A 25,490-nucleotide genomic window follows, 5' to 3' on the forward strand; every position below is an offset into this window, starting at 1 on the left:
CGCGGGCGTGAGTGGACGCTCTGCGGGCCCAAGCGAACGCTCGCGCGGGCGTGAGTGGACGCTCTGCGGGCCCAAGCGAACGCTCGCGCGGGCGTGAGTGGACGCTCTGCGGGCCCAAGCGAACGCTCGCGCGGGCGTGAGTGGACGCTCTGCGGACTTGGAGACGCTCGCGCATGTGTGCGCGCCGCTCGGCCATGGCCACCGTCGTCGTTGCGGATTTCACTTGTGGTGACGATCGCCGCTGTGCAGGATCTTGGGTTCGGCCGGTTCGACATGGGAGTGAACATGATCGATGGACCGTATTTCGTGCTGACGCTGCTGGGGGTGCTGGGCTGCGGGCTGGTGGCGGGGGTGTTCTTCGGGTTCTCGACCTTCGTGATGAAGGCGCTCGCCCAGCTGCCGCCGGCCCAGGGAGTCGCCGCGATGAACGCGATCAACGTCGCGGCGGTCCGCCCCCCGTTCATGCTGGCCTTCGTCGGGTCGGCCATGCTGTGCTCGGTGCTCGCGGTGGTGACCTTCGTGCTGCTGCCGGACGAGGGGACCGTGGAGTTGCTGCTCGGCAGCGCGCTGTATCTGTTCGGGGCGTTCGGGGTGACGATCGCCGCGAACGTCCCGCGCAACGACGCGCTGATGAAGCTGGACCCCGGAACGCCTGAAGCCGCCGTCTACTGGCCCACCTTCGTGCGCCAGTGGACGATGTGGAATCACGTCCGCACCGCGGCCTCGGCCGCCGCGGCGGTGTCGTACGCGCTCGCTCTCACCTGAGCCGCCCGCCCCTCCCCCGGCTGTGCGCGTCCGCGCCCTCCCCAGCCGTGTGCGCGTCCGTCCCACCCCCCCCCCCCCCCAGCGGCCCGGACGTCCACCGTCGTCCGAGCCCTCGGACGAGCCCGCGTCCGAGCCCGCGGTCCGCTGCCGTCCGGAGCGGCCGCGTATGCGCAGGCGGCGTATGCGCGGGCGACGTATCGTGGCGGGAAAGGAGTGCCGCCAGCATTCCGGGGCCGATGACGGCCGACGGCTGTGCGGCCCCGCACCGGTACGCGTACATGAGGGGGACGGCCATGGCCGATCCCAAGGGTTTCATGACCACTCCGCGCCAGGAGTATCCGCGCCGGCCCGTCCAGGAGCGGGTGCGGGACTGGAACGAGGTGTACGTTCCCGGAGCCCTGCTGCCGATCATCGAGAAACAGGCCGACCGGTGCATGGACTGCGGCATCCCCTTCTGTCATGAAGCGTGCCCACTGGGCAACCTGATCCCCGAGTGGAACGACCTCGTCTCGCGCGACGACTGGCGGGCGGCGAGCGACCGGCTGCACGCCACGAACAACTTCCCCGAGTTCACCGGGCGGTTGTGCCCCGCGCCGTGCGAGGCCGGCTGTGTGCTGGCGATCAACCAGCCGGCGGTCACCATAAAGAACGTCGAGGTCGCCATCGCCGACCGTGCCTGGGAGGAGGGATTCACACCGGCGCGTCCGCCGGACCGGCTCTCGGGGCGGACGGTCGCGATCGTCGGCTCGGGGCCCACCGGACTCGCCGCGGCACAGCAGTTGACGCGGGCGGGGCACACGGTGGCCGTGTACGAGCGGGCCGACCGGATCGGCGGTCTTCTACGGTACGGAATCCCCGCGTTCAAGATGGAGAAGCGGCAGCTGGACCGGCGGCTGGCCCAGATGCGCGCGGAGGGGACCAAGTTCCGTACCTCGACGGCGATCGGCACCGACATCGGGGCGACCGAGCTCAAGGCGCGCTACGACGCCGTGATTCTGGCGCTGGGGGCCACGGCCTGGCGGGAACTGGACGTACCCGGAAGACAGTTGTCCGGCATCCATCAGGCGATGGAGTACCTTCCGCTGGCCGACCGGGTGTGCGAGGGGGATCTGGAGGTCTCTCCGTTGTCCGCGGCGGGCAGGCACGTGGTGATCGTCGGCGGCGGTGACACCGGAGCCGACTGCCTGGGGACCGCCGTACGTGAGGGCGCCTCGTCCGTGACCCAGCTCGACATCTATCCGCAGCCGGAGGCCGAGCGCGACGAGGACGCCGAACCGTGGCCGACGTATCCGAAGATCTACCGGCTCTCCGCCGCGCACGAGGAGGCCGGCTCGCTGGGCACGGCACCCGCCGCGGACGCGGACGCGCGCCTCTTCGCCGCGTCCACGCTCCAGTTCGGCGGAGGCGCCGACGGGCGGGTGCGCTCGCTGCGGCTCGTCGAGGTCGACGAGCGGCGACAACCGATAGCGGGTTCCGGGCGGACCTTGCCGGCCGACCTCGTGCTGCTCGCGCTCGGCTTCCTGGGACCGGACCGGCACGACGGCCTGATCGATCAGCTGGGACTGGCACTTGAGCCGCGCGGCACGATCGCCCGCGGCCCCGACTTCGACACGAACGTGCCCGGGGTGTACGTCGCCGGGGACGCGGCACGCGGCGCGTCGCTCGTCGTGTGGGCGATCGCCGAGGGCCGGGCGGTCGCCGCGGCCGTGGACCGGGCGCTGAGCGGCGCCGCCCGCACGCGTCTGCCGGCCCCGATCGGGCCGTACGACCGTCCGATGACCGCGTAGCGCCGACGAAACCGCGCCCCGAAGCCCTGAGCCCCCAAAGGCCGCGCCCCGCCGCGGTGTCCCCGCATCCGGGAGACAGCGCGACGGGGTGCTCAATTCCCCCCGGAAGACCTACGGTTTGCGTCCCACGGCCCCGTACCCGGGGATGATCCCGTCCTCCTGACCCGGCACCGGTTCGCCCAGTTCCGGGTGCCACTCGTGGACCACCGCCGCGCCCGGCTCGACCAGGTCCAGGCCGTCGAAGAACCGGAGGAACTCCTCGCGGGAGCGGAGTGCCAGGGTGACGCCCGCCGCCTTCAGCTTCGCGATCGCCGCCGCCGACTCCTCGGGAGTGAAGTCGGCGGTGGCGTGGGTGACCATCAGGTAGCTGCCGGAGGGCAGTTCGGACAGCAGGCGGTCGACCAGGGCGTACGCGCCGTCCGCGTCGGAGACGAAGTGGAGCAGCGCCACCAGGGAGAGCGCCACGGGCCGGCCGAAGTCCAGGACTTTCCTGGCCCCGTCGAGAATCGCGTCCGGGTCCCGCACGTCGGCCTGCAGGTATTCGGTCACTCCCGTGTCCGAACTACGCAGCAGGGCTGCCGCGTGGGCCAGCACGATCGGGTCGTTGTCGCAGTACACGACCCGTGCGTCGGGTGCGACGGCCTGGGCGATCTGGTGGAGGTTCGGCTCGGTCGGGATCCCGGTGCCGATGTCGAGGAACTGCCGCACACCGTTCTGGGCCAGCCAGCGTGTGGCACGGTGCATGAAGGCGCGGTTGACCCGGGCCATCACCGGCACCCTCGGATCGAGGGCGAGCATCTGACGGCCCATTTCCTCGTCGACGGGGTAGTTGTCCTTGCCGCCGAGATACCAGTCGTACATCCGCGCGGGATGCGGCTTGCTCGTGTCGATTCCCGTGGGGGGCTGCCCGGTCATGACGGTCTCCGTAAGTCCGCGCCGTGGTAGGTGATCAACTCAGAACCAAATTCAGGGAAGTCGGGGAAAGAGAAAAATCAAGTCGTTCAGGAAAGGAGGAAGTCCGCCTCTCCCGCTTTCGCGCCCTGGATGAACGCGGTCATCTCGCCGGGTGTGTAGATGAGAGCGGGACCGTCCGGGTCGGCCGACTGGCGTACGGCGATACGGCCGTCGGCGAGTTTCATCGCCTCCAGGCAGTTGCCGCCGTTGCCGCCGCTCCACGGTTTGTGCCAGCCCTCGCTGCCCAGTTCACGGGCGGGCATTCCGTTGTAGATGCGCACGTTGCCTATTCGCGGGTTGATGCGTTCCGGCGTGATGCGTTCCATTCACAGCTCCTTGCGGAGATCCCGGAGGATCTCCTTCGTGCGGTGTGCCGTGGCGGCTTGAGCCGCCATGCGGTCCATGACCTCCAGGTGGGTCGCCACCTCGGGACGCGCGTCCAGGTAGACGGCGCCGGTCAGGTACTCGCTGTAGACCATGTCCGGGAGTTCCGGCATGGCAAATCGGAACAGCACGAAGGGCCCGTACGTGCCGGGGTGCGGACCCGAGGAGAACGGGATCACCTGCAACGTCACATGGGGCAGCTTCGTGGCCTGAAGCAACTTGTCGATCTGAGCGCGCATCACCTCGGGACCGCCGATGGTGCGGCGCAGCACCGTCTCGTCCATCACGACCCAAATCCGGGGTGAGTCCTCGCGCTTGAGCAGATCCTGGCGTTGCATGCGCAGTGCCACATGGCGCTCGATGTCCTCGGGCCTGGTCTGCCCGATGGCTCCCGCCTCCAGGACGCCGCGGGCGTAGTCCTCGGTCTGCAACAGGCCCGGAACGAAGTGGGGTTCGTAGGAGCGCAGGAGGGCGGCGGCACCCTCCAGGCTGACGTGCATGGAGAACCAGTCGGGCAGGATGTCGTGGAACCGCTGCCACCAGCCTGGCTTGTTGGCGTCCTCGGCCAGTTGGACGAAGGCCTCGGCCTCCTCGTCGCCGACGCCGTACGACTTCAGCAGGAGCTGGAGGTACGGGATCTTGAGGGAGACCTCGGCCATCTCCATTCGGCGGACCGTCGCGGGGGCGACGCGCAGGATCCGCGCGGCCTCCTCACGCTTGAGACCCGCGCGTTCACGCAGGTCCAGCAGTCGCCGGCCGAGGACGACCTGGCCGACCGTCGGCGCGGACCGCGGTTCGCTCACGTCCCACCTCCACTGAGTCCGGACAGCCCGGTCGGCGCCGTCCGGGTTCTTCCTCGTCTTCCTCGACGATCCCAACTGGCGCCGCTCGGCTTGCTGTTGCCAGCAGTGTGCCACGCGCCCCCACGGCGTCACACGGCACTCTGCATTTTTCAGAGTGAGTCTTGCCAAGTGTTCGCGGCGCGGCGATAGTGGCATGCGTGATTCCGTCCGCGCCGTTAGGAACAGACGCCGCCGAAGACCGGTTCGGTCTCCGTGCCGCCATGGGGCAGCACCCCGGCGCGGCCGCCGAGCGCCGGTTCCGCTTCGAGCTGGCCGCACACCCGGGCTCCGTGGCACAGGCGAGACGCGTGACCCGGTCCCGTCTGTCCGGCTGGGCGGTGTGCGAGGACACGTGCGACACGGCGGCCCTCGTGGTGTCGGAGCTGGTCACCAACGCGATCGTGCATGCCGCCGGGCAACGCGTCGTCTGCGAGCTGCACGACGCCGGCGACCTGGTGCGCATAGCCGTGTGCGACGAGGGATGCGCTCCGGGTGAGCCGCAGCCCTCCCCGCGACGGCCCGACGAGGAGCACGGGAGGGGATTGCTTCTCGTCGCGGCAGTGTCCAGGGCCTGGGGGGCCCAGGACACCGGGCCCGGCCTGCTGGTGTGGGCGGAGATCGCGCGCTCGGCAGGCCGGGCCGATAACACCGCGGACACCACCCGCGAGACCTGGCCGGACCCGGTTGACACGGACGATCGGCATGACCTGGCCGACCAGGACGGCCCGGAACGGCTCGGCGCCGGCTTCGAGGCCGAGCCGGACCCGGGGCTGCCTGGTCGGCCCCGTGCAGCGTGGTCCGACCAGGGCCCGTCCGACGCGGACACGGGCCCGCGAGCGGACCTGGGCTGGAGCGCCAAGAAGCCCCCGAACGACGGTCGGGGCACGGGGGCGGAGGGATCCTGGGGGGCGGGAACCGTGGGGAACCCCCAGGATCCCTCCGCCCGGCACGGGAGTCAGGATCGCGATCCGCATCGGGATCGGGATCCGCATCGGGATCGGGATCGGGATCGGGATCCGCATCGGGATCCGCACCAGGAACGAGCGCTGGAACGGGAACGGGAGAGCCTGTGAGTCGTACGTCTGCGGCGGGGCCTGCGGCGCAGGTCCTCAGCCTGGACACGCTGGTCCGCATGGAGCGCGGACGGCGACAGTCCGGGCAGCCGAGGCGTCTCCCCGTTCCCGAAGGCATGAAGGTGCCGCTGGGCTGCGACGCGGTCTCGGTGCCCGCCCATTTCGGACCGCTGCTGCTGTCGCGGCTGCCTCGCGTGGGCTGCGTCTACGCGGACCCGGCGCAGTGGTGGTGGATCGTTCCTTCCGACTCCGATGTCGCCCTGGAGTGGCCGTCCCCCGCCCACTACGTCACGGGTGCGGTCGTGCCGGACTCACCTCGGATTCCCGGGCTGATCCACAAACCGGATGGCACGCTTCCGTATACCCCGCCGATTCCTCTGTACCTGGCCCTGTGCCGGGTCACGGGGACGACACCCGCTTGGTCGCGCCCGATCAGCGCGTGAGCACCGCCGTGGCCGGCAGGGGCAGGACGGATTCACCGAGTTGACTCTCCGGGAGAGGGCGCCGCGTCACTCACTCGACGCCGTCCGCACCGCCCACGACGACCAGGAACGCGTCGGAGGCGAGATCCATGACGACCTCGGCGGCCTGGCCCTCCTGGCGGCGCGCCTGCGCGAACTCCTCCGCGGGCCACGACCCGCGTGGTCCGCCGGCGGGAAAACGCTCCAGCACCATTCGCCCGTTCACCCTGTACCTCCATGTCGCGCTGCTCTCCAGAGTTAAACGCCTGCCATGGGGTGAACGGCTCTGGAAGTGACAGTACTGAGACGAAGTCGACACTGGGTAGCGGATCCGTCCCGCGAGCGGGCTACGCGGGCCTCCGGCGCTCTTCGGACCTCGTCCCGATCCCTCCGGACGTCCGATGTCGCAGGCTCTCGTCCCGGTCCCGTCGGACCTCTTGCTCCTCGCGTCAGATCTCGTACTCGTCGTGGTACCGGACGCGCTCGCTGCCCGCGGGTGCCCCCAGCGCGGATGCGCGGCCCTTGGGCTCCTCCCACTCCTCCTGCCGGCCCAGCGCGGTGAGATCGAGGAGAGAGGCCGTGGAGCCGAGGCCGTCAAGACCGCGTTCGTACGTGGAGTACGTATGGAACACCCGTCCGCTGTCACGCAGGAAGCAGCTCATCCCAGGCCGCTCGTAGGGTTCTTGTCCAGCGAAAGACACCTGGAAGTCGTAGTTGAAGTCACTGTCGTACGACGAGTACCAGGGCACAGTCCAGCCCATTCGGGCCTTGAACGGAAGGAGCTTCGTGTACGGCGCCCGGGACACCGCGGCGAACTCGGTTCCGCGGGCCCGCAGATGGGCGAGGTGCCCGAGCTGGTCGAGGAACGCCGAGCAGCTGCGGCAGCCCGCGTCCCACTCGGGAGCGAACATGAAGTGGTAGAGGACGAGTTGGTCCCGTCCCCGGAAGAGGTCGGGCAACGTCGCTTTCCCGTCGCCGCTCTCGAAGACGTACTCCTTGTCGATCTCGACCATCGGCAGTCCGCGCCGCTCCGCGTTGAGAGCGTCACGCGCACGGGTGGCCGCCTTCTCCTTGACCAGCAGTTCCTCGCGCGCGGCCTGCCACTCCTCGCGCGAGACGATCTGCGGAAGCGTCATGTGCTCCTCCTGTGGAACGGTGCCTACTCTGTGGTGGACGCCCGGGAGAAGCGGAACTCATCGGAGTCGGGTCAAGATTTTTCGGGGCCCTGGGGCATCGTGCGCGCGCTGAGTGAACTCGCGGGCGTCGCGCTCCGATGGACCGTACGGATCCAAGTCCCAGATCCGTCACGCTCCGATGGACCATACGGATCCAAGTCCCAGATCCGTCACGCTTCGATGGACCGTACGGTTCGAAGTCCCGTGAGCGTCACACCGTGAGGGGACGCGTGGGTGCTGTGCGAAGTCCCGCCCGTTCGCGTCGCTCGGCCAGTTCGCCGAGGAGTTCGGTGATCCGGTCGGTGTGCCGGGGCGTGAGCCGGCCGGTGTCGTCGAGCTGCACGGCACACGCCGTGGTCGTGTCGACGAGCCGTTCCAGGGTGACCGCGATCTCGTCCGTGCCCTCGGAGTGCCTTGCCAGGGCGGGGAGTTCGGCGGCGGCGAGGTCGATCGCGGTGCGCGCCTCGGCGAGCGCGCGATAGGCCTCCCGGCGCAGGACCCAGCGGCCCGTACGGTCGCGGGCCGTACCGTCGCTCAGCACATGCGCGAGATAGACGTCGGCCGCCTCGGTGGCGCGGGTGAGCCTCGCGCGCACGGTCCCGCCGCGCTGTCCGAGCGTCGGCAGATGCCCGACGAGAAGCACGATCGCGCAGGCAAGCAGCGTCTCCACGATCCGGTTCCAGGAGGCCTGTGGCTCGCCGCCGACCATCACGAGGGAGAGGACGAGGACGGTGACGACGGCGGTCTGCGCGGCGAAGTGCCGGGTGGCGACGGGGATGAGGGCGCCGCTGACGGCGACGAGCGCGACGAATCCCTCCGGCCGCGGCAGCACGAGGGCGAGCCCCGCGAAGGCGACCGCGCCGAGGACGGTTCCCGCCGCCCTGCACAGCACGCGTGAGGCGAGCGGACCGAGATCCGGCTTGACGAGGAAGACGGCGGTCGCCGGGAGCCAGTACCAGTGCGGGTGATTGCCGTACCAGCGCGCGTGGTGCAGCGCCTGGGCCACGGCGACGCTCGCGCCGAAGCAGAGGGCGACCCGGATCCCGTACTCGCGCCCCGCGGAGCCGAGGACGGTACTCACAAGGGAGACAGCCGTACGCCGCCGGGTGTGCAGGGCGTTCCCGGAGCCCCGGTCGAAGGCCTCGGCGGCGTACAGCAGGGCATCGTGGAGGGCGCGCAGCGCGGGCGCGACGGGTGTACTCCCGGGCGGCCCGGACCGGGTGCCGGGGACCGCGGGCGCCGGCAGCGGACCGGTGGGGGCGCCGGTGCGGACGGCGAGGGCGAGCCGCCGGGGACCCTCCGCGGCCCGTGCGGGCACGGCCTCACCCGTCCAGGCGAGCGCGGTCGCGGCCTCGGCGAGCGGCAGGGCGGCGGCGTACTGCGCGTGCAGTCGCCGCTCGGCCGCCGAACTGGCGTATCGCCGCAGCCGGGGCCCGTCGAGCGCGTCCTGCGCGTGGTCGAGGGCCGCGGTCAGCGCGACGCGCCGCCGGGTCGCGTCGGGTCCGCCCGCGGCCAGCAGCAGTTGGGCGATGGAATCGTAGACACCGCCGACGGCTTCCCGCTCCCCGTCGAAGCGGTAGTCCCCGGTGTTCACCGCGGTCGTCGGCAGTGCGAGCCGCAGCGCGAGCAACCAGCCGGCCCCGCCGAGGAAGAGGAGCGCACGCACCCACCCCGGTTCGGGCAACGGCATCCCGGCCCCGATCGCCGAGGCGACCAAGAACTGGGTCGCGGCTCCGGAGGCCACGGGTCCGACCGCGCTGACGGCTCCGGCGAGCAGTCCGAGCCCGGTCAGGAGGAGAGTGAGCGTCACGGCGCCCGTGTGCTGTCCGGCGTACGACCCGATGAGCAGACCGGCGGCCCCGGCGAGGGCCGGCACCCCGAGCCGCTCGACGGCGACCCGCCTGCTGCCCGGCCGGTCGTTGATCCCCGTCAGCATGGCGCCGAGGGCCGCGATCACGCCCAGAGAGGTACGACCGCTCAGTACGGCCACGAGCAACAGCGGCCCGGCGGCGAGCGCGCCCCGCAGGACCGCGTTCCAGGGGACCGGTCCGCGCTGCGCGCGCAGAGCATGGGCGAGCCAGGGTGGTACGGCGAGGCGGGTGAGGCGCACGGGGCTCCTGTCGGGCGAGGGCGGTGGGTGCCTTCGGGCGACGTCGGCCGGGCTCGTGTCGTTACCAGAGTAGTGCGCGTTGCCTGCGGAAAACGAACGCGGGGATTTCCGCGACGTGACACTTCGGGGGGAGGAGCGGGTCCGAGGGCGTAGCCGGCCCCCGGACCCTGAGATGCCACCATGTCGCACGCCGGCACGCTTGAGGACCCAGGTCAGTCGTTATGTCGCCGCGTCCTGCCTTTGGACCACCGCGCATCGAGCTGCGCAGACTGGACTTGAACCAGCATCTCGGCGTACTGGGGCCTGGGCCCGGTCGATCCGGCGATCGGCGGCGAATACTGAGTCTGGAGCAATAGTCTGAGATTGATCACGGTCTGCCTCTGCCGGGTTGGGCTACCGCGGCGCGTGGACACTCCCTTTGACCGGAGTGCCGTTGGGTGCCGCGGGGAGGACTCGAACCTCCACTGGAACCGTGCATTCACGACAAGCTTCAGGTTCAGCTTGCGCTCCTCGCGCACCCCGGCCGTGGTGCGTGGTGGCCGGGGAGTTCAGAGGCTACCCCTGTGCGAACAGGTAGCCGAAAACTGCGTCCCCGACACGCTGGTCGACGACGTCCACGCCGTTGGCCTCCTCGCGGGCGAACTTGACCGCCTGCTGCAACTTCTCTACACGGTCGAGGAGTTCGTTCACGCGTCGCGCGGGCAGGGCGCCGGAGAACTTGACGGTCGTCCAGTAGCCGACGGGGATGTCCTCGTAGTACACCTCGACCTGGGCCGGGTGCTTCTCGGTGGCCTCGGCCTTGACGTGGTTCCGGGGGACCTTCTTCGTACGAAGCGTCCGCACCGGCTCGGTCTTCCAGTCGTCGGTGGACGGATCCCGCACCCAGGACTCGGAGGCGTCGAGGACGGGCAACTTTCGTACGAAGGTGTTGAGATCGGTCAGCTGCTTCTCAAGAAAGAGCAGATAGGACACCGGCACCTCGGCGACGAGCACGCGCCCGTCCACCAACACATCGGCCCTCGCCGCGCAGTTGGCCCAGTCCTTGGTGGCGGTCACGTCGAACAGCCGTGTCAGGGTCGCCGCGGTGTCCCGCAGCACGTCCTCGGCCTGTACCTGGACCCGGGTCGACTCGGGCGGCAGTTGCTCGCCCTCCTCGTCCTTCGGCTGATACGTCCGCGAGATACCGGCGAGCAACGCCGGCTTCTGCAGGCCATGATGAGCAGCCGTCAGGTCCTGATGGGACTTGGACTTGATGCCCTTCTCCACTGCGATGATCTGATTGAGTTTCGCCACGTCGGTGACCGTAGCAGCGTCAACCGGGATCACTCGAAGCATTATTCGCACCGGACCGGTTCCCCGCCGGGTCCGGGAACCGGCCCATGAACGGCGCCCTCGACCAGGAGCAACGCCCTCGACTCTGCCGAGGCAACGCGCTCAACCCTGCGGAGGCGACCTCCTCAGCCTGCGGAGGCAGCACCCGTGGCCCCGCACAAGCGCCACGGCATGAACGTCCAGGTCATCACGGATCCGTTCGGCCGACTACTGTGGGCTTCCGCGGCCCTGCCCGGCTCCACCCACGACCTGACTGCCGCGCGTGAACACGGCAGCATCGACGCGCTCGCAACGGCAGGGCCGAAGTGCTGGGCGGACAAGGCGTACCAAGGGGCCGGCCACCATGTCCGCGTACCTTTCCGGGGTCGCCGGCTCAAGCGCTGGAAGCGACGGCACAACAGCACCCACGCCGAAATCCGGTGCCTCGGCGAACAGGCCATGGCCGTCCTGAAAGGCTGGCGCCTGCTGCGCAAGCTCCGCTGCAGCACCAACCGGATCACCGACATCGTGAAGGCCGTCGTCGTCCTTCACCACGCCTCAACCTGAGGTTGGAAAGGGCTCAACGACGAACCTCACGGGCTCCTTCAGGACAACCTGAGCGCCGTCCAAGTCGGCGAATCGTGCAGCAAGAGTTGCCTGGGCCAGGCGTGGTGGTAGCGCCTCGGCGAACTTGAGCCCTTTCAACGCCCGGTCATCGACTTCAGGAAGACAGAGATGCTGATGCGCATCCGCAGCAATCTGCTTCCATGCATGGGGACTGACGTCTTCGCGCATGCGGATCCACCAATCGTTGACACGCTGAACAGGCGAAGCTGCGGATCCAAGGGACGCCGCGAGCGTGGCATTGGCACGATGGCCTGCCCAAGTCCACCACCGCAAATATCCCCCAGACCCCCGAGTAATGACCGTCCCCCCCGGATGCACCTCCTCCAGAAAGAGATCCCTGGCTTCGGCCAAAGCCGCATGAGCACGCTTGGTGAGGGTGACGTCGAGGTCTTGCCCCAGAAGCACATCACGCATTGCTCGAGTCAGTTCGAAGGACGTGACGCGCTCAAAGCCGAACCCGCTCCACTTGGCCTTTCCACCGCCGTCGATCGGCTCCACGAAACACCGTTTGCGCTGCCAGTCGATGTATGTGACGAGCCAACTCCTACCCGCGAGGAGAAGCTTGCGAGGGCCGTCGATCTTCTCTGTGAGCAGATCCGGATCCGTCCTGCCGATTTCCGTACGTCCATGCATTACGGTGAACTGAGGCGGCGCTGTGAAGACAGCAGTGAGTCCCATGAAGTGCCTGTGACCGAAGCGATGTTCAGCCTCTGGCCCAATGAAGAGCATCCCACCGTCGCGGTCCAGGAATCCCGCACTCACCAGGTGCCGAACGATCGGCTCGGCCGCCGGACCGAAGGGACCGAAACCGCTCCACCATTCCTGCCAGAGCCGATCGCCAACGCGGTGTTCCTGCAAGCAGAGGGCGATCAGCTGCTGCGCCACGATGTGCCGAGGCTCCGGCGGAGCCACCACCGGCTCCACCCATCCCTGCGACCACTTCAGCAGCAGGGCCGCCGCAGACACCAGACCGTCCAAACCCAGAGCTAGAAAGAGGCAGTTGCGGCTCGCCCCCGGCCTACGTCCTGTTCGGCCCAAGCGCTGCAGAAAAGAAGCCACCGTGGCAGGCGCGTCGAGCTGGATGACACGGTCCAAGTCGCCCACGTCAATCCCGAGTTCCAGCGTGCTGGTGGAGACGATGACGCAGTCCCGCGCCTCCGCGAATGCTTCCTCCGCCCGCCGCCTCTCATCGACGGACAGCGAGGCGTGCGAGAGGAACGTCGTCACGCCTTTCAGCCGCAGTTTTTCGCCCAGTTCTTCCACCAGGCGGCGTGACTCGCAGAAGACGAGCCGCTTCTCGCCCTGGTGGAGTGCCGCGATGACAGTCGCCGCGTTCTCGACCGACCCCACGTAGTCGAGCTGGATGTCGGAGGGCGGGTGTGGGGCGGGGTGCGCCTCCGTCCTGGGTTCCTCGAGGTGCGGGGCAACGACCCTCGCCGGCCGTTTCCCGGCTGCCGCCCCCTGTAGCCACGTCAGGAGTTCGGCCGGATTGCCGACCGTCGCCGAGAGCCCGACACGCTGCACGGGCCGTCCCACAACCGTCTGCAGCCGTTCAAGGACGGCCAGCAGATGCCAGCCCCGGTCATCTCCCGCGAACGCATGGACCTCGTCGACGACGATGGCCCTCAGCCCTGCGAAGAAGGAGCGGTGATCGACATTGGCGCTGACCAGCATCGCCTCCAGCGATTCCGGAGTGGTCAGCAGAATGTCCGGGCGATCGGCCAGGATCCGCTTGCGTCCCGCGGCGGTCACGTCGCCGTGCCAGAGTGCTGCGGTGCGCCCGAGCCATCCGCTGTAGGTCTCAAGCCGTGGCAGCAGGTTGTTCAATAGCGCCTTCAGCGGACACACGTACAGCAGAGAGGTGCCTGTCCACTGTTCGGCGGTCATCTTGGACAACAAAGGGAAGCTCGCCGCCTCCGTCTTGCCACCTGCTGTCGGAGCCAGCAGCACGGCGTCCTCACCCGCCATGACCGGCTCGATTGCCTCCTCCTGCAATGGGCGCAGTCCACGCCAGCCAAGAGAATTGACGATGTGATGGGCAAGGACCGGATCGAGGTCGTCGATACCGCTCACGGAAGATCCAACTCCACGTCGTCCGCGTTCGACGCAGCCGCGTTGCGTTCCACCTCGTTCAACTCCGCGTTGGAAAGGGTGAGCGCGTAGTGCCGACGTGGGTCGAAGTCATCGAACTCGTCGACCCGGTCGAGCACGTCCGCGACAAGTTTGCGCAGGAAGAGGCGTGGCGCGACGCCGACCTTTCCGCCCAGCCCACCGGTCACGGCGGTGGCCAGTTCGGCGATATAGGCATCGTCCGCCAATGCTGCGATTCGTGCCGGATGGCGTGCGGCTCCCGCATACAAGTCACGTACGTTCCTGCCGAGTTCACCGAGTCGGACGAGGTCGAAGCCGGCGAGCCTGAGCTGGACAGCACGTGGTGAGTCGAAGCGCGGATCGGTGGTGAAGTCGGTCGCGAGACGCTGAGCGAGTGGTGCCAGCCGCTGCGCGCCCTGCTGCCCGTCGTAGAAGGCGGGCGTCCCCGTGATGACCAGGAAGAGTCCGGGAAAGCGACCTGCGTCGATCTCATCGAGCAGTTGACGCAGCGCGTTGAGCCCCTTCTCACGCACGTCACCCCGTACCCTCTGCAGTGTTTCGATCTCATCGAGAACCACGAGCAGTCCGGGATGGCCGCAGTCCCGCAGCACGGTGAGCAAGCCCTGCAGGAATCCGAGCGCGGCAAAGTGATCCAGATCGCCGCGGACACCGGCTGCACGACGTGCGGAAGCCGCGACCGATTTCTGTCCACCGAGCCAGGCGATGAGCGCTTCAGCGGTCGCCGCGTCCCCGGACGCCCGCGCCTGACGGTATCCACGCAGGGCCGCTGCGAACGCGGGCGTGCTCCGTGCCACGTCCGCCAGCCGCTGCTCCATCAGCGCGTCGACCGCCTCGGCCAATGCCTTCTCGTCATCGTCCGCGATGTCGCCTGTGTCGAGGATCTCCTCCTCAAGCGTGTAGAACCACGAGTCCACGACTGCGCGCAAGGCGCTGGGCTGGTGAGTGGCGGTGGCCAGCCGCTCCGTGAGCCTTCGGTAGACGGTTTCCAACCGGTGCAAGGGCGTTTCGGTTTCGGAGACCTGTACTTCCGTTGTCGCGAGCCCTGCGCGCTTGGCGCGTTCGGCGAGCCAGCGCGCGAAGAAGGTCTTGCCGGATCCGTACTCGCCTCGGACGGCGTGGAACGCCGCGCCGCCGCCCGCAACGGTGGCGATGTCGTCGTCCAGTGCTCCGGTGAACCGGTCGAGCCCGACTGCGAACAGGTCGAGCCCCGCCTGCGGCACAGTCCCGCGCCGCAGGGCGTCGACCACCTCGCGACGCCTCGCCGCACTGATTTCGGACAGACCGGTCACGGCTCCTCCGTTCCGAACTGCTCTTTCAAGAGGGGCACGTTCAGATCCACGGTCCGACCTGCCTCCACGAGGTCGATCACTCCGTAACCCTCGACGTTCAGCAATCGCTGGACGACGGTGACAAAGATTTCCGCGTTCCGCTGAGACCTGCCGGTCGCCCCGGCGGCAGCAGCGGCGACCGCATCCGGCGTGAGTTTGCCACCGGCCGCGGCGAGGGCGTCGATGACGGCCGCGACCGCTTTGGCGTCGGGCGGACGCCGGACGAATGCCTTCTGCGCCCGATAGCGGTCGGACCCCACAACCCGCCCACCGAGTGTCTGGGGTGGCGTGTCGTGGGCCACCGCGGCCTCCGCGAACAGCCCCTCGCCGTCTTGAGCCGGCGTACGTCGACGCGTCCTGCGCGCAGGCTCGACCTCGAGCTCCTCGACAGGAATCCGGGGCTCGGCGCGCGTGTTCCACCACGGCGGCACGACGCGTTCGCTGGGCAGCACCGTCCAGTTCGGCGGCTTCAGATCCTGCGACGGCACCATCACGATGACGGGCACCGTCACCTCGGCAAGCGAGGCACCACCGTGATAGCCGGCCTTGCGTGGCGTGTAGCGGATGTCATCGCGCCACGCTGCCACGATGCTGCCGCCCCCCTCCAGCACGCGCGGCCCGTTCAGTTCGACCTCTCCCTCGCCCGGTTCGCCGATGCGCCACCTGGCGCGCTTCGCTCCCGGTACGTTCACGGGCCCCTGGCCCTGCGGCGAACGGTCGAGCACATGGCCGTGGTCGGATACAAGGATGACCGGTCGGCCGTGACCGCGGGCTGCGTTGAGCAGATCCAGCAGGTGGCTGATGTCCCTGAGCCGCCAACTGGTCCGCTCGCCTTCCTGCCCGTGGTCCAGCGCGTCGTCGATCGTGTTCAGCACGACGCCGACCACGTCCTCACCCGCGAGTGACGCGAGCAGTTCAGGAGTCAGCCGGTGGCCCTCGGCCCCGCCGATCTGCCCCTTGTGGAAAAGCAGGCCGGAGCGCCGGTGCCGCCGCCAGAAGGCCGCGAAGCCGGCGTTCTCGACTGCTTGTCCGCCCGAAGTGGGCTCTCCGGTGAGCAGCGCGCTCCGGCTGACGGTGGTGACTGAGGGAAGCATGGACACCGCGGCCTGTCGCCGCGGCGCGACATCCCCCTCCGGTTTGGGCACGATCTCCGTCCACACGCGCCGGTCGATCTCGTCGCTCAACTGCGCCGCGACCGCCGCGCTCATCCCGTCCAGGACCAGTACGAGTGGGGGCGCCTGTGCGGCGACGGGAACGGCGACCTTCGCCAGAACGTCCTCGATGAGCAACGAGCCTCCAGGGGCCGCTGACATCGCCGTACGAGTCCAGGCGGCAAGCCGCGCACCGAATTGCTCGTCCAGTTCGCCACGTCGCTCACGCGCCAGCGTGATCAGTCGGTGGTAAGCCTGCCCCACGACCGGGTCCCCTATGGGGTCCCCCGCGGAGAGCACGGTCAACGCCCGGTCCACCCAACCCCATTGGGCCACCTGCTCGCCGACCGCTTGCGCGACCGACTCGACCACCTGAGGCGGTTCGCTCAGCCACCGCACCACGCGCACCGCCATGCGCGCGGCGTCGCAGCTCTCCGGGTGCAGACGTGCGAGCTGGTGCGCGAGGACCGGTCCGAGTGCCGTCTCCGCGGCCTGGGCCGAGACGTCCAATGCCGCTGCGAGATCACGCAGCCGGGTCCGCATGCCCGAGGGCAGGAGTGGATCGGCGCGCAGTGCCTGCATGAGGCCCGCACCGGCAGCGAGCTCGTCGGCCCGGTCGAGCACCGCGTAGACCCGCTGCCGTGCTTCGGCGCCCTGTGCGCTGTTGCCTTCCGCTTCGGCGATCCAGCGGGCGAGAGTGCCGGTGACGGCATCGGTGAAGGACGGCAGGTCTTGCGGCGAGCGCAGAGTGGATCCGAAGAGGCCGCCCAAGGCGAAGGTGGCGCCCGCCGGGGCTCCGGGGGCGCTGAGTACGGATCCGAGCACGCCGAGGGCCATCGCGTCCTGGCCGTGCCCGTCGGCGACGAGGGCCAGCAGGGTGGGCGCGGCGGCTCCGACCGCCTCGGTGAGCCATCCGGTGAGACCCTTGCGCTCCCTCTCCGGCAACTCGGCGAACCGTGCCGGACCCGCCGTCGTACGCGACCACGCGAGAAGTGCGTCGGCGTCCAGGTCCGTAGGTCCTTGCCCGACAGCGGACGGAATCCCGAGACGTTCCCCTACGAGCGCCCGCACCGAGGCATCACGAGTGAGTACGGCTCCGCTGCGTGGCCAGCCTTCCACCGGTTCGGCCTCCAGCAGTGCGTCGAGCAGCCACGCTTCCCGGAACATCCGCGGGTCGAGGTCGGTGGCGCCGAAGAGCTGCTTGACGATTTCCGCCCGGTCGACGCCCAGGCTCCGGCGTCCGACCGCGTGGGCTCGTACGTCCCATCCGAGCTGTGCCACCGATACACCGCTTGTGATCACGAGTACCCGGTCGTCGTCCTTCTCCGCGAGGTGTCGCTGCCAGGCGTCGACAATGCCCAGCACCGAGTCCTCCTCGCTGACGTGCACACGCCGCAGTACACCGTCGACCCGCGTCGTGAAGTCCCTCGGGGAGCCTTCGTCGTAGCGTGCGTTGACGAGGAGCAGTCGGCGGTCCCTGGCCCGGCGCAACTCGGTGTCGAGGAGGGCTTCGATGATGCGCCGGTTGGCGAGCGGCCGTAGCGCCATCAGTGCTCGGCCTGCTCGTCGACGGCGTTGGCGTCGTCGTCCGCGGGCACGGCACGCCAGGTGACCTCCACGGTCGTGCCCGGATGGTTCGCGGAGTAGGCGAGGATGTCGTCCCACAAGCTATTGAGTTTGTTCTCGAGATGCGTCGGATCCAGTTGTACGGAGCGGACCTGCGCTGCGGGAGAACCGCCTCCGCCACCGGGTGAGGACTGCTGCGACGGGACAGCGGGATCCCCGTGCTCCGTCAGCGAGACGTCGTTCGCCGTGGTGGGTTTCGGTGCCACCGGCGGGGTCACCGGTTCCGCCACCTGCGCGAGCCGCGCCGCATCCCTGGCCAGGCCGACGGCCTTGTTCCGGATGCCGTCCAGGACGGGCACGAGGGAGCGCTCGAACTCGCTGTCCTTGGCGGTCCGCTTGATTTCCTCGAGGAGCCGGTCCGCCCGTTCCCCAATGCCGTCCTGTCGCCCGGCGAACTCCTGAACCGTCTCGAGCATCTCCCAGTCGGCGCCGTCGAGGGCCTTCAGCACCTCCGGAGCAGAGCTGATCGCGGTGGCGAGTACCTCATCGCTCGTCGCGTACGACACCGCGGCGAATTCCCGCACGAGCCCGGTCGCGTCCCGATGACGTCCGAGCCGGGCCAACAGGTCCGCAGCGTCCTTCGCGGAGCCCATGCGGGAACTCGAGGTCTGGTCGATTCCCAGGGCGGTGGCATGCCTGCCGAGCGAACTGCGCAAGGCGTTGACCGGCTGTTCCAGGGAATCGATCTTGTCCCGTACACCCGTATAGAGCTTGTTGACGTTCCTCGCGAAGAGCGTGGGCTGCACCGCGAGGCCGAAGACCTTCGCCGACCGTTCTCGGGCGGTCGCATACTCCTCGTCGCTGGGCAGTTCCTGGGCGCGCAGCCCGTAGCCGGCACCGATGCGCTCCAGCTCGGGCGGCTGGGGCACGGGGCTGCCGTGGTAGGTCCAGGCGCGGTCGTCGAGCAGTGCGTAGGTGGCAATGATCAGGTTGCTGATGCTCTTGTCGAGTCCGGTCCAGCCGAGGTCCTTGGAGATCCACTCGCGGATCTCCTCGACCGACAGGTCCTGCTCACCGGGCCGGTGCTGGTGGGCGGACTGGTTGATCCTGGCCCGCCAGTCGTTGCGCAGCACGAGCGGACCGTCGTGGACCTGGCCGAGTTCCAGCGGCTCGACGATCTTCTTGACGGCCTTGAGGTGGTGGCTGTCGACCTCGACGCGTCGGCCGCCGTCGTCCATGGCCCTGGTGATCCAGGTGAGCGCGGTCTTCAGCTCCGGCAGGGTCACCGGCTTGCGGTCCCCTGCCTTGTCGAAGTCCGGGTGCCGGGGATACAGAGCTGTGAAGACGCCATCGGCGAGATGCAGCATGTTGTCGTGGAACGACTTGGCTCCCTGTAGTTGCGGCCTGCCGTACTCGGGCAGCAACGACAGGACGTGCACTCCGCCGTCGACGTCGACGGAGACGCTGCTCTCCTCCGCCTTGGCGATGCCGTACAGCTGGGCGAGCGTGGCGGTCAACTGTGAGGTCAGCGTGTCCCGTTGGGCTGCCAACTGGTGCCGGACGCGCGCCCGGTCATCGGAGGCGAGATGCCCCGCGTAGTCGTCGAGGCGATCGCGCTCCAGCAGATAGTTGATCTTGATGAGTCGGCCGAGCTGAGCGTGCTTCTGCTCGGAGAAGAACGAGGGCAGCCACACCAGGGTCGGAGCCATGAGTCCGTCCGCCCGCAACTCGTCGACGCGTCGGGCGTCGTCGCTGGGCCAGTGCTGACCGTCATCGAAGGGATAGTCCACGATGAAGCGGACTCTCCCGTCCACGCCCGGCCGGAACTGCTCGGCGGACAACTGCACCGTGTCCCGAACGTTCTCGAAGACGAATTCGGTGGTGCGGCGCGTCCCCTGCCAGACGATCTCGTGCTCGCACACGAAGGCGCCCGTGTCCTTGAGCCCCAGCGCCTTCCACAGTTGGTCCCGGACCCAGATCCGACGGGTGCCGGTACGGTCCTCGTCGGCGACCATGTCGAGCAGCGGCTCGATGTCGAGGTCGGACAGGTGCAGTGTGAAGACGGGGTCCTGGTCGCCATCGGCCCGGATCTCGCCGAACTCGGCCTGCAGTTCGCGCAGTCGGTTCACGACCATGGAGCCCGGGGCGACTGTCCTGGAGCGGATCGACCCGTGATTGAGGGCCGCGAGGCGCGTACCGGTGAGCCGCTTGAGCGCGGGCACATCGGGCGCGAGGGCGGCGAGAAGGAGGGTCTTGACGAAGCGCTCGTCGGCGATGAACTTCTCGTTCTCCTCGGACCCGTACTTCTCGAGCAGGTGTGTCCGCACCTTGGCGTGGAAGGCGTGCGCCGCCTCGGCCTCGCTCCGCAGCCGGTCGGTGAATGCCTCACCCGTGCCGTCCGACAGGACGTCCCACAGGTCGCCGAGCGGGATCAGCTGCCCGAGCTGGAAGTCCGCGCGGCGACGCCGCAGCATCTCCTGAAGCAGCTTGAGACCCGTCCGCTCGCGCTGCAGGGCGCCGGACAGCGCCACCAGTACGTTCAGCAGGGCGGGCGAGAGCGGGTACACGTCACGGAAATCGGTCCAGTCCGCGTGCGTGGCACCATTGGCGTCCAGCAGTACGTCCTTGACCTGCGCGTTGGTCGATTCGATCGAGGCGAACGCCCCGTCCAGGGCAGCCCGCGCCTCGGCGTTCTTCGGCTTGAGGATGCGCTCCTTGATGATCTCCGGAAGGTTGCGGTCCTCCAGGCTGACCACGTCGAAGCGCCCGGCGAGGTACTCGACCTGCTGCTCCAGGTTCTTCACGTCGGCGCCCACCACGTCCGCACCGACGAGCTGCGAGAGATCACGCTGGCGGGAGATGAAGGACACGATCGGCAGTGGCCGTGCGCTGTCCCCGGACTCGATCAGCTTGACGAGCTTGCTGACCTCCGAATTGACCTTCTCCCGGTTCGACATGTGGGCCTGCAGCCACAGGATCAGTTCGTCGAGGAAGAGCACGATGCCGTCGTAGCCGAGCGACTTCGCGTGCCTGCTGATGACGGCGAGCCCGTTCTCCAGGGGCAGGAACGCCTGTGCGTCACCGCGGGCGCCTTCCGCGTAGGAGGACATGGGGCCCGTCAGGAGAGCGGAGACGAGCCCGTCGCGCAGCGCGTCTCCGGCGGGCGCGGCGAAGGCTCGGTCCAGGTCCCCTGGCGTCCAGCCGCCTCCGGACCCGTCGATCACGTCAAGATCGTCAAGGTCTTCGCCCGTGATCCCGGTGCCCGCCCCGGCACTCGGCAGGAGTTTCACGAACGCCTCGTCCCCGATGTTCGCCCTCAGGTTCGCGGCGTCCACGAGCATGGCGTCGGCCCGGTAGACGGGCGGAGTGGGGGAACCGGGGTGCAGTCGCCGCACCGCGGCGACGTACCCGCCGAGCAGGGCGGAGTCCAGGTCGGTGGAACCGACGAGGTGGTACGGCACCATGAGGAACCGCTTGCCCCGCAGCCAGTCGTCGTGCTCGGCGATGACTTCCTGGAGCCGCGGCTTCGCGCGCGCTGCCGGCTCGTTGTTGAGGACGGCATGCAGAACGGTCAGGAAGTGGCTCTTGCCGGAGCCGAACGATCCGTGCAGATACGCGGCATGCGAGTTCCCGCTGCGGACAGCGGCTCGTACGAGTCCGAGCGCCTTGCCGAACGCCTGCTTGAGCTGGTCGGTGACCACGTACTCCGCGACGCGGGCTTCCGTTTCGGTGAAGCCGCCTGTCAGCTCCACCTTGAAGTCGCCGGCGTGGACATCTTCCTTGATGTCGATGACATCGCGCAGGAAGAGATCGGTCGTGGGCATCAGCAGCTCTCGTTCCCTCAGGTATGCGGTTCACATATCCCGCGCAGCACGCACGTCCCTCCAATCTTGCCAGCTCGCGGCCGGTGCCGACCTGCGCATTCGAACATCGTCCCCGTCGGCCGGAGGTCACACCTCCACAACGCGCAGCTCCTCCCGATGGGCCCATGCGAACGTCCCGTCGAGTTCGAGGCGGGCCTCTCCCCAGTGGATCGCGTGCACGCCGTTCTCCGGGTCACAGGTGAAGAGGACGGAAACGAGATTGTCGGCCCGGCCCAGTTCCTCGAATGCCTCGTGGAGGTCCTCGTACTCCTCGGTGGAGTACTCGTCCGCGGAGAACAGCCCTTCCGGCTCCTCGGGCCCGTAGACGGCGAACAGCCTGCGCCGGACCTTGGACGGGTCCTTCATGTGCGCGCTCTCCACAGGAGCCGGGTGACTGCCGTACTTGTAGGGGAACAGCACCTGGTCATTGATCACGGCATAGGCTCTGCCCCGCAGGGACCGGACGAAGCCACCCAGCGCTTCCGCCTCCAGCGCGAGTTCCTCGCGTACGGCCTCCGCCAGCGTGTGGCCGTACGCCGCTCCGGGCCTTGCCAGTCCAGAGGCCTTGTATCCCGCCCTGGCCCGCAGATGCGCGCGGGCCAGCCGTTCGGGCACGGCGATCGTCAACCGTGCCGCGTCCCTGCCGAAGCGCTCCCCGGCCCAGTCCGAGGGGGTCCCGCCGACACCGTGCCCGTCGCTGTCTCCCGTTGCGTTCACGTCGCCTCCCCGTCACATTCCCCGCCGATTTCTGTGTGACAGGTAGGTGCAGGTGACACAAGAACGCGATCCAGCCACTGAGCGCCGCGATACCCACAGCTCAGGAAGGAGGCCGGCAGCGCGGGTACCGCTGGCTACGGTCAGCCGTCGTGATCCTGGCCCTTCGGGATCTCACCGTCGCTCTCCGGCCCGTCCTTCTGGGACTCCGGCCACAGGGGCCCGCCCTCGAAGCTCTCGCGCAGCAGCGGGACGGCCTCGTCCGGGATACGGAAGCCCGTCGCCCATGACGGTTCGCTGAGAGAGCCGTAGATGGTGTGCAGCAGGAAAGGCTCCTCGCCCGTCAGCACATCTTGGTCCTCCAGCTCCCTGGCAACAGTGCTGACCGGCCGGGTGAAGCCCTTCAGCTGTCGGTCCCCCGGATACCCGGCGAGCTCGTAGACCGTCGCGCGGTCCACGAACCCCCCGTTCGCCGCAGCATTGATGATCACCTTGGCCTGCGCCGGGTACCGCGATCTCAGCTCGCGGACGAAGAGCCCGAGCGACTCCTTCGTCCAGCCGACCTCGGGAGCTTCCTCCGCGCGATCCGCGCCGCGCAGCTGTTCCAGATCGTTGACGGAGTCCTCGTCCACCTGGAGGCCTTCGAGCAACTCCTCGGCCCGGGTGAGAAGTTCGGCAGGGGTGAGCATGTAGAGGCGCGTGCCCGCATGCTCCCTGAGTTCGACGATCAGCTCGGCTCTGGGCCGTGCCGGAATGTCCCCGTCGCGGGTGTGCCACCAGTCCTTCTTGACGTCCCCGGTGACGAGGAGCACATCACACGCGCGGTTCTTGGCCTCCCTCAGCAGCTCCACCCAGAGCAGATAGTCGCCGGCGGCCTGCTCGGGCGGCTTGTTCTTGAAGTCCTCGTACCCGGGCGGCGTTTCCTCGGCCGCACGCTCCTGTGCCTCTTGGACGGCCTTGTCCTGATCCGCCGGGGACAGCGGATCACCGATCCGCCCCTGGAGAAGCGGCTCCAGCTCGGTCAGCACCGGATCGGTGTGCGTCTCGGCGGTCCCCGCGAGAGCATCCCGCTGCGACTGCCCGTCAATGGTGTCCCGCAGCCCGTCCAGCGCCTCGGCGAGCGCCTTCAGCCCCTCGTCGATCCGCTCGGTGACCTCTTCGCCCTCCTTGAGGCGTACGTCCTTCACCCACCGCTCGACAGCGTCCTGCGCGGACCGCCGCGCCCGGTCGAGGGCGGTGGAGGTCTCCTTCGCCTTGGTGCTGTGATGGTGGCGTACGGACTTCGACTCACGGTTGCGCCAGAACTCGGTCAGCACTTGATGGGGCACCCACAGCCGGTCGCGCAGCTTGCTGAGGACGGCGAGGGTGTCGCGGCGGGTGCGCTCGTTGGACCGGTAGAGGTTGAGCAGCACGTTGGTGTCGAGAACGACCATGCCCGACTGGAAGACCTGTTCGTAGTCAGCGACGAGGGGGCTGCGATGCGCTCCGTCGCAGTCGAAGATTCCGCGTCCCGTGCGCTCAGGCACTGGCTGACCATTGTTCGGCACGGCATCCGGCATACGTGTTCTGCTCCCCCTGGCCGATCCCCGTCACTCATCGGGATGCGGGGCATTTTTTCAGCTCACGCCTCTCGGACGAGAGTCGAGTCTCAGCCAACCCTTCTTGCTCATTCGTATCGTTGGCGCTTTGCCACCGCGTGCTGAACCGAGGTCCCGAAGAGATGCAATCGCCACCGATCGCCCCGTTCAACCGTCGGATAGAGGTTCTTGTGGCGGTGGTCGACACCCCGCAGGAGGTCGCTCTCGCCACTCAACTGCTTGATGCGCGTGGTTGGGCTGTGCGGCCGTGGGAGGGATCGGATCCGACAACGATCGGATCCGGGAGGCGCGGCCTGCTGGTGGAAGCTCGACTGTACGGAGCACGGCCTGGCGCGGTACAGGCAGCCGTCGCCGAGATCGAACGGATTGCGCGGCGGCATCAGGCGGGCATGTGGGTAGTGGACGCGGTACTCGTCGAGCACGAACTGGACCGTGATCAACGGTCGCGCTACCGAGTGCGGGAACGGCGTGACGGCACTGCGTCACGGCCTTTCAGGCTCCAGGCCTTTTACCAGGCTCTGGCCACTCTGCGGATCGTGAACCGACCCGGCCGACAAGATCCCGATGCCGTCGCCGCACTGCTCGAATCGGGTGCGTTCACGGGACGTCCGTTCGATCGCCGGGAGCACGAGATCGAGCCGTTCTTCGGCTCGGGGAGCCCAGATGACGATGCCGCGCGGCCGGCCGGCACGGCCACCTCCACGTGGCGCATCGCTCTGCCCCTCCTATCGAGTCTGGTCCTTGCATTGGCCGCCGGCTCGGCCGTGGTTTCCTTCGGCGGCTTCTACCGCGCGCTCCCGATCGCCGCGGCGACGCTGCTCATCCGGCCGACCGGGCGCATGATTCTCGGCAACCGGTACCGTCGCCCGCTCTGGATGCAACTGACCTGGGGCGCCTTGGCCGTTGGCTCGATGACGACCTTCGGCGCCGTACTCACTTTCGCCGTCCCCGGCCCGGCCCCAGAGGTGGCACGCGTCACGATCTACGCCGTGGCCGGCCTCGCGGTGCTCGTCCTCGTCCTGCGGGGCTTGGGCTACGCACTGGTTCATTCATGGCTGAGCCGCAACGCCAACTGGGCTGTACCCGCGATGGTTCCCGCGCTCGCGCTGATCCTCCCGTGGTTCGGCGGACTGCTGCACACTTTTTATCTCCAGACCGGATTCGATATTCCCGCGGACGGGGTATCGGTCTCCCTCTACTGGCGATACATGGCCTCGCTCCTGCCCCTCGGTGCGGCCGTCGTGGTGACACTGTTCTGGATCGCGGTTGCGGGTTGGCTGCGCCATCATCATCAGTGGATTCATTCCCGCGGTATTTCGGCAGCTACGGTCTCTGCCATGTGCGTCGTAATCCTGGGAATGTTCGTACTGGCCGGAATGACGGCGGCACAAGTGGCCTCGGGAGAAGCGTGGTCAGCCGTACGAGCGGGCAAGACACCGGCTCCGTACTACGGTCTGGAAGGCAGGCTCGTGTGCGTGAAGCCTGTGACCCAGCGGATATCCGTCTTCAACGGTCCGCTCGACAGCAAGCGGCCTCTGCTCACGTTCACCCCTTCCGGGGATCGGCTGTGGCTGTGGGATCCGCGGCGTACGGAGTCCCTCTCGGTGCGACTCGAGGACGTCATCGTGACCGAGGCCCGACAGGGCGGTTGCGACTGATCCCCTGGACG

The 25,490-nt window shown here is 68.6% G+C and carries 19 protein-coding genes; 6 read left to right on the plus strand and 13 right to left on the minus strand.

Translation table 11 applies throughout. From position 1 onward, the window contains the following. The first annotated feature begins 285 nt into the window (after nt 1-285). On the plus strand, nt 286-765 hold the full coding sequence (locus ACFYW8_RS16225) for a DUF1772 domain-containing protein (RefSeq protein WP_389074308.1): 480 nt from the start codon (nt 286-288) through the stop codon (nt 763-765). A 293-nt stretch (nt 766-1,058) separates the two neighbouring features. Further along, nucleotides 1,059-2,552: a glutamate synthase subunit beta gene (locus ACFYW8_RS16230; RefSeq protein ID WP_365874316.1), complete on the plus strand. Its 1,494-nt coding sequence runs from the start codon at nt 1,059-1,061 to the stop codon at nt 2,550-2,552. A gap of 111 nt (nt 2,553-2,663) precedes the next feature. Here the strand turns inward: ACFYW8_RS16230 and ACFYW8_RS16235 are convergent, their stop codons facing one another. From ACFYW8_RS16235 to ACFYW8_RS16245, 3 genes are all read right to left on the minus strand, one after another. Beyond that, complete coding sequence (locus ACFYW8_RS16235) at nt 2,664-3,467, minus strand: SAM-dependent methyltransferase (RefSeq protein WP_389074315.1); 804 nt, start codon at nt 3,465-3,467, stop codon at nt 2,664-2,666. A gap of 86 nt (nt 3,468-3,553) precedes the next feature. Beyond that, nucleotides 3,554-3,832, minus strand: a complete 279-nt coding sequence (locus ACFYW8_RS16240; RefSeq protein ID WP_261703428.1) for a DUF397 domain-containing protein — start codon at nt 3,830-3,832, stop codon at nt 3,554-3,556. Beyond that, entirely contained in the window at nt 3,833-4,693 is an 861-nt protein-coding gene (locus ACFYW8_RS16245; RefSeq protein WP_365874312.1) for a helix-turn-helix transcriptional regulator, read from the minus strand. A gap of 260 nt (nt 4,694-4,953) precedes the next feature. On the opposite strand from ACFYW8_RS16245, the gene ACFYW8_RS16250 reads away from it, so the two are divergent. Further along, the gene (locus ACFYW8_RS16250; protein WP_389074324.1) at nt 4,954-5,805 is read left to right on the plus strand and encodes an ATP-binding protein; all 852 of its coding nucleotides are present in this window, start codon (nt 4,954-4,956) and stop codon (nt 5,803-5,805) included. A gap of 59 nt (nt 5,806-5,864) precedes the next feature. Beyond that, nucleotides 5,865-6,248, plus strand: coding sequence for a hypothetical protein (locus tag ACFYW8_RS16255; RefSeq protein ID WP_389075114.1), 384 nt, complete (start codon nt 5,865-5,867; stop codon nt 6,246-6,248). A gap of 70 nt (nt 6,249-6,318) precedes the next feature. Here ACFYW8_RS16255 and ACFYW8_RS16260 read toward each other — a convergent pair whose 3' ends face one another. From ACFYW8_RS16260 to ACFYW8_RS16275, 4 genes are all read right to left on the minus strand, one after another. Further along, nucleotides 6,319-6,492 (minus strand): hypothetical protein, encoded by a 174-nt coding sequence (locus ACFYW8_RS16260; RefSeq protein WP_261703432.1) that lies wholly within the window; start codon nt 6,490-6,492, stop codon nt 6,319-6,321. Between the two features lie 223 nt (nt 6,493-6,715). Then, a complete protein-coding gene (locus ACFYW8_RS16265; protein WP_389074329.1) occupies nt 6,716-7,402 on the minus strand; it encodes a DUF899 domain-containing protein in 687 nt (228 codons plus the stop codon). Between the two features lie 250 nt (nt 7,403-7,652). Beyond that, nucleotides 7,653-9,551, minus strand: coding sequence for an FUSC family protein (locus ACFYW8_RS16270; RefSeq protein ID WP_389074333.1), 1,899 nt, complete (start codon nt 9,549-9,551; stop codon nt 7,653-7,655). Between the two features lie 555 nt (nt 9,552-10,106). Further along, the gene (locus tag ACFYW8_RS16275) at nt 10,107-10,844 is read right to left on the minus strand and encodes a hypothetical protein (RefSeq protein ID WP_389074337.1); all 738 of its coding nucleotides are present in this window, start codon (nt 10,842-10,844) and stop codon (nt 10,107-10,109) included. Nucleotides 10,845-10,991: 147 nt separating this feature from the next. Between ACFYW8_RS16275 and ACFYW8_RS16280 the strand changes: the two genes are divergently transcribed. After that, entirely contained in the window at nt 10,992-11,429 is a 438-nt protein-coding gene (locus ACFYW8_RS16280) for a transposase family protein (protein ID WP_389075118.1), read from the plus strand. Here ACFYW8_RS16280 and ACFYW8_RS16285 read toward each other — a convergent pair. The 6 genes from ACFYW8_RS16285 to ACFYW8_RS16310 all read right to left on the minus strand — a co-directional run bounded on the left by ACFYW8_RS16285 (nt 11,421) and on the right by ACFYW8_RS16310 (nt 23,749). After that, nucleotides 11,421-13,562, minus strand: a complete 2,142-nt coding sequence (locus ACFYW8_RS16285; protein ID WP_389074341.1) for a DEAD/DEAH box helicase — start codon at nt 13,560-13,562, stop codon at nt 11,421-11,423. The two genes, ACFYW8_RS16280 and ACFYW8_RS16285, sit on opposite strands and share 9 nt — an antisense overlap. Further along, nucleotides 13,559-14,890 (minus strand): BREX system ATP-binding protein BrxD, encoded by a 1,332-nt coding sequence (gene brxD / locus ACFYW8_RS16290; RefSeq protein WP_389074345.1) that lies wholly within the window; start codon nt 14,888-14,890, stop codon nt 13,559-13,561. Before brxD ends, ACFYW8_RS16285 begins: the two co-directional genes overlap by 4 nt. After that, nucleotides 14,887-17,628 (minus strand): BREX-2 system phosphatase PglZ, encoded by a 2,742-nt coding sequence (gene pglZ / locus ACFYW8_RS16295; protein ID WP_389074350.1) that lies wholly within the window; start codon nt 17,626-17,628, stop codon nt 14,887-14,889. The genes brxD and pglZ overlap by 4 nt, the downstream gene beginning before the upstream one ends. After that, nucleotides 17,628-21,470: a PglY protein gene (locus ACFYW8_RS16300; RefSeq protein ID WP_389074354.1), complete on the minus strand. Its 3,843-nt coding sequence runs from the start codon at nt 21,468-21,470 to the stop codon at nt 17,628-17,630. Before ACFYW8_RS16300 ends, pglZ begins: the two co-directional genes overlap by 1 nt. 126 nt (nt 21,471-21,596) lie before the next feature. After that, nucleotides 21,597-22,226, minus strand: coding sequence for a hypothetical protein (locus ACFYW8_RS16305; protein WP_389074360.1), 630 nt, complete (start codon nt 22,224-22,226; stop codon nt 21,597-21,599). 140 nt (nt 22,227-22,366) lie between these two features. Beyond that, complete coding sequence (locus tag ACFYW8_RS16310) at nt 22,367-23,749, minus strand: PIN-like domain-containing protein (RefSeq protein ID WP_389074364.1); 1,383 nt, start codon at nt 23,747-23,749, stop codon at nt 22,367-22,369. Nucleotides 23,750-23,991: 242 nt separating this feature from the next. Here ACFYW8_RS16310 and ACFYW8_RS16315 point away from each other — a divergent pair, with 242 nt between their 5' ends. Next, the gene (locus ACFYW8_RS16315; protein ID WP_389074368.1) at nt 23,992-25,479 is read left to right on the plus strand and encodes a hypothetical protein; all 1,488 of its coding nucleotides are present in this window, start codon (nt 23,992-23,994) and stop codon (nt 25,477-25,479) included. The last annotated feature ends 11 nt before the right edge of the window (nt 25,480-25,490 follow it).

The sequence above is a fragment of the Streptomyces sp. NPDC002742 genome (assembly GCF_042888885.1).
Classification (GTDB): Bacteria; Actinomycetota; Actinomycetes; order Streptomycetales; family Streptomycetaceae; genus Streptomyces.